The following is a 14,009-nucleotide window of genomic DNA, read 5'->3' as shown; positions in this document are numbered from 1 at the left end:
GGGCTAAGACACTACGGATTACGGTGGTTACTGGTTCATCGGTTTCTCAGCATCCGTGCTGGCTGACGGCCTTTAGGTACGTCTAAATACAGAATAATAAATAAGAGGTGCTGCACTCCCGTGATGAACCCCTGGTCGTTATTTTCCCTGGCGATCGTCTATGTGGCGGTCCTGTTTATGATCGCCCTGTATGGAGATCGGCAGAAAGAGAAACGCTGGCCGGGCTGGATCAACGCCAGCATCTATTCGATGTCGCTGGCCGTGTATTGCACCAGTTGGACCTACTATGGGGGTGTCGGTCGTGCTGCCAGTGGTGGCTGGGAGTTCCTACCCATTTACCTGGGGCCAATTCTGATGTTTTCTCTGGGTGGGCCGGTGCTGATCAAGCTGGTCAAACTCGGGCACCGGCAAAACACCACCTCCATCGCCGACTTTCTGGCTTCGCGCTATGGCAAGCGCAACGGCATTGCGGTGCTGGTGACCTCTATCTGCACCCTGGCGGGCGTTCCTTACATTGCGCTGCAGTTGAAGGCGGTTTCTACCAGCCTGGAAGTACTGGTCGACCCGGTGCTGATCCAGCAAAGCGGCATGAGTGACACCGCGCTCATCGTCGCCCTGGCCATGATCGGCTTTGCCACCCTGTTCGGCACCCGTCAAGTCAACGTCTCTGAGCATCACCGGGGCATGATGCTGGCGATTGCCTTTGAATCGGTGGTTAAACTCGCTGCCCTGGTGACACTGGCGCTCTTTGTCATCTATGTGTTTTTTAACGGCCCGGCGGATTACATGACGACCTTCCGGCAAATCGAAGTCTTCGACTGGAACGGTCCCTCACTGAATTTCATCACCCAGACCGTTCTGGCGGCCGGCGCCATTCTTGTACTGCCACGCCAGTTCCATGTGACGGTGGTGGAAAATACCGATTTGCGCCATCTGAATCAGGCGCGCTGGGGGTTCAGTATCTATCTGATCCTGATCAGCCTGGTCATTCTGCCCATCACCACCGCCGGTCTGATGCTGTTTCCGGCGGAAACGGTCAATGCTGATACCTATGTGTTGCTAATTCCCCAGGCGACCCAGCAAAACTGGCTCAGCGCTCTGGTGTTTATTGGCGGGTTCTCGGCGTCGACGGCGATGATTGTGATTACCACGCTCACACTCTCCACCATGCTCAGTAACGATGTCATTTTGCCACTGCTGATGCGCGGGCGTATGGCGGAACCCAGACGCCAGGTGGGGCCGGCGCTGATTCTGGTGCGGCGTCTGGCTATTGTCGGGGTGATACTGGCCGCGTGGTTGTATCACCACAGCTTTGGTGGCATCGATGAATTGTCGACCATCGGCTTGCTGGCGTTTTCCCTGGTGGTGCAGTTAATGCCCGCACTGATCGGTGGACTGTACTGGCGCAAGGGCAATGCCTGGGGCGCCTACGGTGGTATGCTGATCGGCACCCTACTGTGGGTCTGGACACTGATGCTGCCGACTCTGGTACGCTCATCCATGCTCCCGGAAACCTTCCTGCAACAGGGACTGTTCGGCTTTGACTGGCTGCGCCCTGAAGCTCTGCTTGGGTTTGAGTTCAGTGACCCGCTCAGTCACGGTGTGTTCTTCAGCCTGTTTGCCAATACGCTGGTTTACATTTGGCTATCGCGCCGCACCCAGCCGACCCTGAGTGACCGCATGCAGGCGGCGGCTTACGTCAATCTCGATGAGCATCTGCATCACCCCGGCCAGGTGCCGCGTAAAATAACCATCCGCACCGGTGAACTGATTGCCATGCTGGAACGCTTTGCCGGCTATGGCCGCACCCGTACCCTGATTGAGGATTTCGAGCGGGTGAACCACCTGCACCTGAACCCTCAGGAAGCCCCGACCGCTGATTTTATCCGCTACGTAGAGCGCACCTTGTCAGGTGTTATCGGTGCCAGTTCGGCACGCGCCATGATGCATTCGGCCCTGTCAGGCCGCCACTTGAACTTTGAAGATGTGGTGACTTTCTTTGATGAAACCACCCAGGCGATCCAGTTTAATCAGAAAGTGTTGTCGGCAACGTTGGAGAACATCGACCACGGTGTGTCAGTGCTCGACGGCGACATGAACCTGGTCGCCTGGAACCGCAAATACCTGGAAATGTACCAGTACCCCAAAGGCATGATTCGGGTTGGGGCTCCGGTGGAGACTCTGGTCCGTTTTAACGCTGAACGAGGTGAATGCGGGCCTGGTTTACCGGATGAACATGTACGCCGGCGCGTGGAGCACCTCAAACATGGCACGTCACACCGGTTTATTCGGGTGCGCCGTGACGGCTCGGTAATAGAAATTCGTGGCAACCCGCTGCCTGGCGGCGGTTTTGTAACCACCTTCAACGATATAACCGAATTCGTGAAAGCCCAGGATGAACTCCAGGATGCCAAGAACACCCTGGAGATTCGGGTGGCTGAACGAACCGAAGCCGCGCGACTGATCAACGCGGAATTACGCGCTGAAATCAGGGAACGTGAACGCGCTGAATCCGCACTGCTGGCCGCCAAGAGTGAGGCTGAGCGTGCCAACGCCAGTAAAACCCGCTTTCTGGCCCTGGCCAGTCACGACATTCTGCAACCGCTGAACGCGGCTCGCCTTTACACCGCCGCTTTGGCCGAACAATGGCCCGAAGAGTCGACCCTCAACAAACTGGACCATTCGCTGCGAACCACCGAAGAACTGATGTCGACGCTGCTCGAAATTGCCCGGCTGGACGGCCAGGAAGAAGCGCCCCGGGCCCAACCGATGGCTCTGGGCCCGCTGTTGTTGGGCATCGACAATGAATTTCAACCGGTCGCCCGGGAAAAGCACCTGCAATTGCGAATTAGACCAACCCGGTTGGCAGTTAACTCGGTTCCCAATGCGTTACGTCGCATCGTGCAAAACCTGGTGTCCAACGCCATCAAATACACCCGCACCGGCGGCGTTTTGGTCGGAACGCGCAAACGCGGTGACCGGGTTGTGATACAGGTCTGGGATACGGGCCTGGGCATTGATGACCGGGATTTGCAGCGCATTTTCAATGACTTCACCCGGCTCGACCAACACAGCCAGGAGGCGGAGGGCGTCGGCCTCGGCCTCGGTGTAGTAACCCGACTGAGCCAGTTATTACAGCACCCGGTACGGGTCTACTCCCGGCCAGGGAGAGGCTCTTGTTTTGAAGTTGAGTTACCCTTGGTTCGGCTGACAGCGATTCAGAAATCCACTCCGGCGGTAACGGCCTTGTCCCGGTCTGACCTGACGCTGAACGTGCTGGTGATCGATAATGAGCCACAAAACGTGGATGCACTGGTAACCCTGCTGCAACGCTGGGGCTGCAACACCGAGTTTGCGACCAACGGCGACCAAGCCATAAAAGCACCCGTACCAGATCTGGTGTTACTCGACTACCACCTGGGCGAAAACGAGACTGGCCTGTCACTGTACCCACTGTTGCTGGCGCACTGGCAGACCTCGGTGCCCGGCATTCTGATCACCGCGCATCCAGACGACCAATTACGCGGCGAAGCGGAAGCCATGGGGCTGAGCTACCTGCGAAAACCGGTAAAGCCGGCCACGCTTCGGTCATTATTGAGGGCTATGACAGCGGCCTGAGGTCATTTGAGGTGTCCTCGGTGCCGAGAGTTCGTGCTGGCCACCGGGTATACCATCCGGGGTTGGCGCGAACAGTTCACACTAAAATACGCTCTCCGTATATACAGGGAGAATTAAAACGTTTGTTTTAGTATTTGCTGAAGTTGAGACCTGATACTCTGAACTGAACGGCTAGATTCTATAGGCTGAGGGGTTCGAGGAGGATTCACAAGATGCAGAAAATGCACATTTTGACCCAGGTTCCGGAGCACATCTTTAGTACCCCCAACCAAATTACCGTTACCCAGCGCTGGCAAAAGCGTTTCAATGTTGCCAGCTGGATCCGCTTTGATGTCCAGGATAACAGCCCGGTTCGGTTGCTGCTTCGTTACCGGGATACCAATGGCGTGAGAGATGTAGCGGTAGATCAGGGGCAAATCAACAGCAAGACATTGTTGTTATCCGGCGTGGCCAATCTGAAGTTAACCGGCCGACTGGAACGCATCGATGTCATTCTGCAAAGTGATTTAGACCACTATGTGGTCGATGAACTCTTCGTGCAGCCCGTTCCGGATAAGACGTCTGAACGTTCCAGGCCTGCTCGCAAGGTAATATGGGGCTCGTTGGACAACTAACGTTAGCGATCAGCCGGTGCATTTCGCCGGCTTTCCATTTCTTCAATTCAGCACCCGCATTTCGCTCAACACGACCCAGGAGTCTGTGTGGCCGTCAGCCGTGACCTTTGACCACGACGGTCAGTGTTCGCGGTTTTGAATAACCATCGTCATGGCCTTCCTGAGTGTTACCATTGACCAAGCTTTGCGGCACGGAGTCAAAATCAAGCCCGGTGGTGCGCTTGAGGTGCTCCAAAGCGAGTGCGGGACGAACCTGATACAGATGCACAACCTTGTTAGCCGAGTCGTCCTGGCTCTGGCAGGTGGTGCTTTTAAGTGTTGAGGTCATGGTACTTCCCCTTGATTCCGTTGGGTGCTGAATCAAATGCTTCGATTTGATTCGCTTACTCAAGGTACAGAGCGAGAAGCGTGCCAATGTTGGAATAAGCACTCAGTCGGCATTTCAGAGGGGTACTGGTTCACAGCCTTTGCCGGAACAGCCAGAAAGTGACGCAATTGGTCAGGCTTACCCCGGAGGTGAGAAGTTCTATCAGGTGCTTTCGGCATCCATCGCCAACCGGTTGACCAGAATGACCGCCTGGGTCCGATTCAATACGCCCAGCTTGCGGAAAATGGCAGTAACGTGGGCTTTAACGGTGGCTTCCGAGATATTGAGGTCATAGGCGATTTGCTTGTTCAGACGCCCTTGCTGCAAATGTTGCAGTACCCGGCGTTGCTGGTCGGTCAACCCTCCAAGACGGCGTACTATATCGAGCAATTCGTCATCTTCCGGCGTGGCGTCAACCCCTTCCGGCCAGACTTCATCACCGTTCAGAATGGCCAGCACCGACTGCCGAATGGCGTCTGTCGGGGCCGATTTGGCGATGAAGCCGAGTGCACCAAAGGTTCGGGTGCGGGAGATGACCGCCGGGTCGTCGCTGCCTGAGATGACTACTACCGGCACGTCCGGGAAGGTCTTACGAATCTGGATCAGGCCGAAGAAGCCGTCACTGCCTGGCATGCGCAGATCCAGCATCAGCAAGTCGAGATCCTGACGTTGCTCGAGCACGGCCAGGGTTTCTTCCAGTGTCGAGGCGAGGGCAATGGTGCTGTCGCTCAGGTCACCCTGCTGCAAGGCCATCATCAATGCATCCCGGAACAAGGGGTGATCATCGGCGATGAGTAGCTGATATGACATGGGCATTCCTATTGCTGAGGCTGCAAAGCAGCATGGCCAGGCCAGCGAAAGAGGCTCTGGCGTTGGCTTATCGGTGCATTTTTTGTTGTGTCCGGTCAGCGATCAGGCGCTGTCTTCTAGCAAAGCCTAGTTTGACCTGTTTTTTGGCGTCTGTGAACCAACAAAAACCCGGCTCGGGGCCGGGTTGTTGATTACCATGGGGATCAGACGGTAATTACTTCTGATTCAGACGGTGCTCAATTAACTCGTCCACCACTGACGGATCGGCCAGGGTGGAGGTATCGCCCAGGCTGTCCTGCTCGTTCGCAGCGATCTTGCGCAGGATGCGGCGCATGATCTTGCCGGAGCGGGTTTTCGGCAGGCCGTCGGTCCACTGAATCAGGTCTGGAGAGGCAATGGGGCCAATTTCCTTGCGTACCCACTGCACCAGCTCTTTGGTCAGTTCGTCGCTTGGTACTACACCGGCCATCGGGCTGACGTAGACGTAGATGCCCTGGCCCTTCAAGTCGTGCGGGTAACCCACGACAGCGGCCTCGGATACCGATGGGTGGGCCACCAGTGCGCTTTCAATCTCGGCGGTGCCGAGGCGGTGCCCGGAAACATTCAGTACGTCGTCAACCCGACCGGTAATCCAGTAGTAGCCGTCTTCATCACGACGAGCGCCGTCACCGGTGAAGTAGTTGCCTGCGTAGGTGCTGAAGTAGGTTTGCACGAAGCGTTCGTGGTCGCCATAGATGCTGCGCATTTGGCCCGGCCAGCTGTCTTTGATGACCAGGTTGCCTTCCACTGCACCTTTCAATTCGCGGCCAGCGTTATCGACCAACGCTGGCTGTATGCCGAAGAAGGGGCGCGTCGCAGAGCCCGGTTTCAGATCGGTCGCACCGGGCAATGGGGTGATCAGAATGCCGCCAGTCTCGGTTTGCCACCAGGTATCGACGATAGGCACTTCGTTACGGCCGTAATGTCTGTGATACCACTCCCAGGCTTCGGGGTTGATCGGCTCACCCACCGAGCCCAGCAGACGGATGGTGGACAGGTCGGAGCCTTCGGTGGCCTCGTTGCCTTTGGCCATCAGCGCCCGAATGGCGGTTGGGGCGGTATACAGGACATTGACCTGGTGCTTATCGATGACCTGAGCGATGCGTTTCACCGACGGATAGGTCGGCACGCCCTCAAACATCAGGGTTTTGGCGCCATTTGCCAGCGGTCCGTACAGGATGTAGCTGTGACCGGTGATCCAGCCGACATCGGCTGCACACCAGTAGACATCGCCATCCTGATAATCAAACACATACTGGTGCGTCAGCGAGGCATACACCAGATAGCCGCCGGTGGTATGCAACACACCCTTGGGCTTGCCGGTTGAACCCGAGGTGTAGAGGATGAACAATGGGTCTTCAGCGTTCATTTCCTCGGCCGGGCAATCGTCGCTGGCCTGATCTACCGTCTCGTGATACCAGACATCGCGGCCTTCTTTCCAGCCCACCTGGGCGCCGGTACGACGCACCACCAGAACCTTGTTCACACACTCGGTGCCGGAATGTTCCAGCGCCTTGTCTACATTCTGCTTCAACGGGATGGCTTTGGCGCCACGTACGCCTTCGTCGGCGGTGATCACCAGGTTCGAATCGCAATCTTCAATGCGCCCGGCCAGGGCATCCGGAGAGAAGCCGCCAAAGACGACTGAGTGAATCGCACCAATGCGGGCACAAGCCAGCATGGCGTAGGCGGCTTCGGGAATCATCGGCATGTAGATGGTGACTCGGTCGCCCTTGCTCACGCCCAAATCTTTAAGAGTGTTCGCCAAACGGCTGACGTGGCCATGCAGCTGACGATAGGTGATTTCGGTTTTCTCGCTGGTCAGTTCATCGCCTTCAAAAATGATGGCGGTCTGGTCGCCTTTGGTGGCCAGGTGACGGTCGATGCAATTGTAAGCAACGTTCAGGGTGCCGTCGTGAAACCATTTGATGTGTAGGTTGCTCTTGTCGAAACTGACGTCGCGTACCTGGGTGTAGGGCTTGAACCATTCCAGTCGCTGGCCCTGTTCGCGCCAGAAACCTTCGTTGTTATCGATCGACTGCTGATACAGGCGGTCGTAGTCTTCAGAAGTGACCAGGGCACGCTCACGTGCCGCGGTAGGCACCGGATAGACCTTGCTGTCCATATTCTTCCCCTATGTTCTTGTTTTGAATTGATTCTGGCCGCACCGGCTGGATGCCCTGTTCGTCAATAACTCCAAACAGGAGCAACCATGCGGCCATGGCTAATCGAGTGTAGCCTCCTATTGTTGTTTTTGACGTTGGAACCACAATGCGACATTAGTCGATTCGCCTCAAGCCGGTAAATACCTTCCTCTCCGTCTCACGGGCTGGGAAGAGGGTACTACTCTTCATCGGTATCCTGGTAGTTCTCAAACAGCTCGCGCAGCGCGTTCTGCGCCCGGCCATTGACCGACTCAGCCGGAAACAGCCCTTTGCCATCGGCTTCGCCTGGTTGCAGCCCGGTCAACAGCGCCAGCGTCTGGTATACATGCCGTACTGCATGAATCTGGAAACGCCCGGCGCTGACGGCGTCGATCACTTCCTGCTTGAGCATCAGGTGTTTGATGTTATCTGCCGGAATGATCACGCCCTGCTGGCCCGTTAAGCCACGAATTTCACAAAGCTTGAAGAAACCTTCAATTTTTTCGTTAATGCCACCGACAGCCTGTACTTCACCCAGCTGGTTCATTGAGCCGGTGATCGCAAAGCCCTGGTTCACTGGTATCTGGGCAATGGCACTGATTAGGGCGCAGTATTCAGCGACCGTAGCGCTATCGCCGTCAATGGCACCGTAGCTTTGTTCCATGGCAATGTGCGCTGACAGGGTGAGTGGAAACTGGCGGCCAAAATCATGACCCAGAAAACCGCTGAGAATCATCACGCCTTTGCTGTGAATGGCCTGGCCAAGCTCCACCTCTCGCTCGATATCGACGACGCCTTTGGCGCCCACGTGTACCGTGCCGGTTATCCGCGCAGGTGAGCCAAAGCGGCTCTCGCCGATTTCCATGACCGTCAGGCCATTCACGCAACCGACGCGCTCGCCCTGGGTGTCGATCAGCACCGTGCCTTCCTGTATTTCCATCAGCATTTGGTCGGCGATGCGTCCATTGCGGTATTCGGCAGCGTTCAATGCGCGCTCAATGTGTTCACTGTCGATGACCCGGGCGTCGTCATGACGACACAGGAAGTCAGCTTCGGCAAACACCTTGAACACCTTGATCACCTGCGCTGAGAGACGTAACTGGTGTTCCGCCTCGCGCAGGCTGAATTCAACCAGTCGTTCCAGAGCGGCACGGGTTAGTGGGCGAAATCCCTTGTCATCGCCATAGGCCTTAATGCGCAGAATCAGGTTATCGACGGTCTCGGCGCTACGCGGAATAAAGTTGTCGAAATCAACAGGCACCCGAAACAGTTCATTGAACTCGGGGTCCCATTCTTGCAACTGATAGTATATTTCACGCGAGCCGATCAGAATGACTTTCACGTTCAATGGAATGCTCTGGGGGCTGAGCGTAATCGTATGCATCAGTGAGGCATCAATAAACGGCGATTCCATTTTGATTTGCTTGGTTTTCAGTGCCAGCTTCAGTGCTTCCCAGGCAAAGGGTTCGATCAACAGTTTTTCGGCATCCAGAATTAAATAGCCACCATTGGCACGCAGTAAACTACCCGGCCGAATCAACTGAAAATTGGTAACAGGGATGCCCTGCTGAGTGCTGTATTCAATACGACCGAACAGGTTCTGGTAGGTCGGCAGCATTTCATACACCACCGGTGCACCGGCGTTCATTTCGTGCTGGGTCAGCAAATTGGGGCGTAAATAGGTTTGCAGCGTCTGCTTGCGTTCCTGGTCTGAACGCACCTCCAGACCCAGCTCATCAGAGTACAATTCCAGGATCAGCGGTGGCAGATGCTGTTTAACGGCACGCAGGTAGCGCAGTACCGACAACTGGCTCTGGTAGCGCACTTCCAGTTCTTTCAGCAGCGGTTTAATGGCTTGCTGTACCGTTTCATTATTCAGTTCGCGCAATTTTTCAGAGCTGGTACGACGCCAGGTTGGCATCTCCAGCAATTGCTCGTTGAGGTGCTCTTCAATTTCACCGATGCGTCGCTGAAACTCGCTGCGCAGTTCTTCCGGCAGTTGTGCGAATTCGGTTTCATCCAGCGCTTTGCCATCAATCACCGGCAACAACATAACGGAATTACCATCCGAGACGACGGCAATTTCATGTTGATTGGCAAACCGTTCAACCACGGCCATGGCAGCATCGTACTTTTGATTGAACTCACGGTCGATGGAGGTACGTTTGCGCTGATAGGTTGGGTTTTCAAATGCCGCCGGGAAGGTGTCCATCAGTTCACCGATAAAGCCGTTGATGGCTTTCAGTAAATCGTCACCGCGTGAGGCAGGCAACTCGAGCGTCATCGGTTCCCGGACGTTTTCAAAGTTATTGATGTAGGCCCATTCGGTCGGCGATTGCTGAGTGTCGGCCAGGTCTTTAACATACTTGGAAACCAGTGACTGGCGCCCCGTGCCGGAGGCTCCCATTACATAGAGGTTGTAACCGGAGCCGCGCATGGCGATGCCGAATTCGAGCGAATCTTTCGCGCGCGGCTGGCCAAGAAAGCCACTCACACCTTCAAGGTCGTCCGAGGTTTCAATCAGCAGGTGTTCCAGCGATACCTGGGCTTTTAATTGCTCTGGCTGCAGTCGGTCTGCAGTCGGTGTCGTGACAGTGTTGGGCATGGTATTCCTTAACCAGCGATGCGCTGAAGGGTGTTCAATAGTGGTGCTGCGCTCATATCACAGGCCCGGGGCAGCACACCGGTTCAGACCGAGACTTCAGCCTTGATGTGCGGATGTGACTGATAATCGAGAATCTCAAAATCTTCGAACCGGTAGTCAAATAACGACTCCGGTTTCCGTGCCAGTCGTAATTGTGGCAAGGGGTATGGCTCACGACTCAGTTGCAAATCTGTCTGTTCCAGGTGATTCAGGTACAAATGAACGTCCCCACCACTCCAGACGAAATCACCCACTTCAAGGCCAGCCTGCTGCGCCACCATATGGGTCAGTAACGCATAACTGGCTATGTTGAACGGCAAGCCGAGAAACACATCACACGAGCGCTGATACAGCTGGCAACTGAGTCGGCCATTGGCGACGTAAAACTGAAACAGGCTGTGGCACGGTGGCAGCGCCATCTTGTCAACATCAGCCGGGTTATAGGCAACGACCAGCATACGCCGGCTATCCGGGTTGGTTTTCAGGGTGTGCATCACCTGGCTGATCTGATCGATGGTGTCGCCATCCGGCGTGCGCCAGTGTCGCCATTGCTGGCCATATACCGGCCCGAGGTCACCCTGCTCGTCGGCCCATTCATCCCAGATACGCACCCCGTTGTCTTTCAGGTATTGAATGTTGGTGTCGCCGCTCAGGAACCACAGCAATTCATGGATGATGCTGCGTAAATGCAGTTTCTTGGTGGTGACCAGAGGGAATCCCTGATTCAGATCGAACCGCATCTGGTGACCGAAAATACTGATCGTACCAGTACCGGTTCGATCGGCCTTGCGCGTGCCTTCGTCTTTGATGCGCTGCATCAAATCCAGATACTGTTTCATGTACGCTTGCCCTTGCCCGACTTGCCGGACTGCTTTTTGGAAGTGGTTTTGCTGGCTTTACCTGTTGACGTCGGCTTTGCCGCCGAATCGCCGGATGCAGCCACAGAAGCTGTATCAAACACATTGCGACGGTAAGCCCAGACCAGCATCAGTACACCGATCAAAATCATCGGAATGCTCAGAATCATGCCTTGCGTCAGAAAGCCCAATGCGCGAATGCCCAGGTGCTCGTCCGGTTCCCGGAAAAACTCTGCAGCGGTGCGGAACACACCATAGCCCACCATAAACAGGCCCGATACCGCCATACGCGGCCGTGGATTACGGCTGAACCACCACATCAGGATAAACAGCCCAAGGCCTTCTCCAGCCATCTGGTAGAGTTGCGACGGATGACGCACCAGACCATCGATCTGCGGGAATATCATGCCCCAGGAAACGTCAGTGGGGCGGCCCCAGAGCTCCCCGTTGATGAAATTACCCAGTCGGCCAAAGAAAATACCCGGCGGGACCAGTGGCGCAACAAAGTCACCGACTGCAAAAATAGGTTTGCCGGTCTTGCGGGCAAACAGAATCACCGCCAGGCAAACCCCCAGGAAGCCGCCGTGGAAGCTCATGCCGCCTTCCCAGATACGAAACAGATAGAGCGGGTTCTGGAAGAATTGATCGAGGTTGTAGAACAGCACGTAGCCGACGCGACCGCCGACGATGATGCCCACGACGATGTAAAACAGCAGGTCCTGAACCTGTTCCGGAGTAAAGCCGCGCCACGGCTGTTTGCGCGCACGCCAGATTCCCAGGTACAGGCCAGCGGCGAAACCGGCCAGATACATCAGGCCATACCACTGGATTTGAAGAGGCCCCAGAGCCAGAGCTACCGGGTCAAATTGAGGGTGAATCATGTAGTGGATATCCGCTAAAACCGAGTGCGGATGATACCCCAGCCAGCATGACGGAGAAACCAGCGCCGACCAAGGCGCTGGTTAGTCACCAGCGAACCGTTCAGTTATTGAACCGATTCCGGTCGTGAGGTGCATCAAAGCTCAGGTGAGGGCCTTTCGGGACAACACCGTGCGGGTTGATGGTTTTGTGGCTGTAATAGTAGTGGCGCTTGATATGCACCAGATCCACCGTTTCAGCAATGCCCGGTTGCTGATAAAGATCCCGTACGTAGTTCTGGAGGTTCGGGTAGTCCTCAATGCGCTTGTGGTTGCATTTGAAATGCCCCACATACACCGGGTCGAACCGGACCAGGGTGGTAAACAGTCGCCAGTCTGCCTCGGTTACCTGATCACCGACCAGGTACCGACGAGTGTTCAGGCGATCTTCAAGCCAGTCCAGACTGTCGAACAGCTCGTCGAACGCCTTTTCGTAAGCTTCCTGAGTGGTCGCAAAGCCACTCTTGTATACGCCGTTGTTAACCGTGTTATAGACCCGCCCGTTGATCTCGTCGATCTCTGCGCGCAATGCTTCGGGGTAGAAGTCGAGGTCATTGCCGGTAATATGATCGAACTCGCTGTTCAACATGCGAATGATCTCGGCACTCTCGTTACTGGCAATGGTGTTTTGCTCGGTATCCCACAGCACAGGCACGGTTACCCGGCCGGTATAATCAGGTTTAGCCCGCGTATAGAGTTCATGATAGAGCCGACTCTGGTGCAGGTTATCCCCTATTACCGTGGGGCTGTCGAGCTTCGGCCCTTCAAAGGTCCAGCCATGATCGAGCATGTCCGGATGCACAGCCGATATGCCAATATGATCTTCCAAACCCTTCAGCTTGCGAAAGATCATGGTGCGATGCGCCCAGGGGCAGGCCATGGACACATACAGGTGGTAGCGCCCACTCTCGGCCTTAAAACCGCCACGACCCGAAGGACCGGCTTCGCCATCTTTGGTTACCCAATTACGGAAGTGCGCATCTTCACGCTCGAACTTGCCACCGCTCTTGCTGGTGTCGTACCACTTGTCTTGCCACTGTCCATTTACTAAAAGCCCCATGGTGTACTCCTCTGATGGTCACTGCCTCCACACATTAACCTGCATGAAGACACCGGGGTAACGAGCCGCTCCGATAGAATAGCCTCGGCTTCTGATGTCACCATAATAGCGGTATCAAATGGGTATCAAAGCAGAAGAAACTGACCCCGGCCTTCAGATAATTTGAAGGCTGCACTATAAGCTGCAAACGGGTAAAGAGGGTGGGCTATATCGCTGGTAGAACCGGGCATGCCAGAAACCAAACAAGGCGGTAAACCGCCTTGTGTATCGGGACTGTTAAAATCTGAAGCTTTGGTGGCTCAGTCTAAGCTGGGCCAGCCTGAGCCTTCCGCCAAACGACTGATTATTCGACGGCCGCGATCATATGATCAACAGCAGCCTGAACTTCTTCATCGCTCAGGCTCGCGTTACCGCCTTTAGCCGGCATAGCGCCAATCCCGTTGATGGCGTTGCTGTAAAGCGCCTCTGTACCTTTTTCCAGTCGAGCTGACCACTGGTCAGTTTCACCAAAGACAGGCGCGCCAGCCGCACCAGTAGCATGACAGGCGGCACAGGCGGCACTGTATACCTGATCACCGCTGCGCGGTTCGGAGCTTTGTGGTTCTGCAGCCGCGACGGTGGCAGTTTCACACTCCTGTCCCTCAACGCATACATTACCAACAGGAGCCAGGCGCTCACGCACCTGATCTTCATAAGACTCACCCCAGGCAAATCCAGCCAGCAGGGTAACGGTGATCAGACCTAGCAATTTTTTCATATCAGACCCGTTTTATTTAATCGAATTCGAAGGTGGGCGAAGTATAACGAGTTCAGACGCCGTTGAAAAACCATTCGCTGTAATAAGGGTATTACTCAACCCATAAAAAAAACCCCAGACCATCACTGGCCTGGGGTGGTATTAAAAGCTTGACGATGACCTACTCTCGCATGGGGAGACCC

General features: G+C 55.4%; 10 protein-coding genes. 2 read left to right on the top strand and 8 right to left on the bottom strand.

Annotation, left to right across the window (positions count from 1 at the left end; translation table 11 throughout):
• Positions 1–123 precede the first annotated feature (123 nt).
• Both WEB54_RS15425 and WEB54_RS15420 read left to right on the top strand, forming a co-directional pair.
• Entirely contained in the window at positions 124–3,618 is a 3,495-nt protein-coding gene (locus tag WEB54_RS15425; protein ID WP_368056639.1) for a PAS-domain containing protein, read from the top strand.
• Between the two features lie 212 nt (positions 3,619–3,830).
• Positions 3,831–4,232, top strand: a complete 402-nt coding sequence (locus WEB54_RS15420; protein ID WP_368056610.1) for a hypothetical protein — start codon at positions 3,831–3,833, stop codon at positions 4,230–4,232.
• A gap of 94 nt (positions 4,233–4,326) precedes the next feature.
• On the opposite strand, the gene WEB54_RS15415 is transcribed toward WEB54_RS15420, so the two are convergent.
• From WEB54_RS15415 to WEB54_RS15380, 8 genes are all read right to left on the bottom strand, one after another.
• On the bottom strand, positions 4,327–4,560 hold the full coding sequence (locus WEB54_RS15415) for a hypothetical protein (RefSeq protein ID WP_368056608.1): 234 nt from the start codon (positions 4,558–4,560) through the stop codon (positions 4,327–4,329).
• Between the two features lie 201 nt (positions 4,561–4,761).
• Positions 4,762–5,415 carry a response regulator gene (locus WEB54_RS15410; protein ID WP_368056606.1) on the bottom strand — a complete coding sequence of 218 codons (654 nt, stop codon included), beginning with the start codon at positions 5,413–5,415 and terminating at the stop codon, positions 4,762–4,764.
• Between the two features lie 208 nt (positions 5,416–5,623).
• Positions 5,624–7,573 carry an acetate--CoA ligase gene (gene acs, locus WEB54_RS15405; protein WP_368056604.1) on the bottom strand — a complete coding sequence of 650 codons (1,950 nt, stop codon included), beginning with the start codon at positions 7,571–7,573 and terminating at the stop codon, positions 5,624–5,626.
• A 218-nt stretch (positions 7,574–7,791) separates the two neighbouring features.
• Positions 7,792–10,197 carry a Lon protease family protein gene (locus WEB54_RS15400; protein ID WP_368056602.1) on the bottom strand — a complete coding sequence of 802 codons (2,406 nt, stop codon included), beginning with the start codon at positions 10,195–10,197 and terminating at the stop codon, positions 7,792–7,794.
• Positions 10,198–10,280: 83 nt separating this feature from the next.
• Positions 10,281–11,075 (bottom strand): thymidylate synthase, encoded by a 795-nt coding sequence (gene thyA, locus WEB54_RS15395; protein WP_368056600.1) that lies wholly within the window; start codon positions 11,073–11,075, stop codon positions 10,281–10,283.
• The gene (gene lgt / locus WEB54_RS15390) at positions 11,072–11,974 is read right to left on the bottom strand and encodes a prolipoprotein diacylglyceryl transferase (RefSeq protein ID WP_368056598.1); all 903 of its coding nucleotides are present in this window, start codon (positions 11,972–11,974) and stop codon (positions 11,072–11,074) included. The genes thyA and lgt overlap by 4 nt, the downstream gene beginning before the upstream one ends.
• Before the next feature lie 100 nt (positions 11,975–12,074).
• Entirely contained in the window at positions 12,075–13,070 is a 996-nt protein-coding gene (locus WEB54_RS15385) for a glutathione S-transferase family protein (protein ID WP_368056596.1), read from the bottom strand.
• Positions 13,071–13,413: 343 nt separating this feature from the next.
• Positions 13,414–13,827 carry a cytochrome c5 family protein gene (locus WEB54_RS15380; RefSeq protein ID WP_368056594.1) on the bottom strand — a complete coding sequence of 138 codons (414 nt, stop codon included), beginning with the start codon at positions 13,825–13,827 and terminating at the stop codon, positions 13,414–13,416.
• Between the last annotated feature and the right edge of the window lie 182 nt (positions 13,828–14,009).

Source organism: Saccharospirillum sp. (genome assembly GCF_040881935.1).
GTDB lineage: Bacteria > Pseudomonadota > Gammaproteobacteria > Pseudomonadales > Natronospirillaceae > Saccharospirillum.
This window is presented reverse-complemented; position numbering and strand designations above follow the sequence as displayed.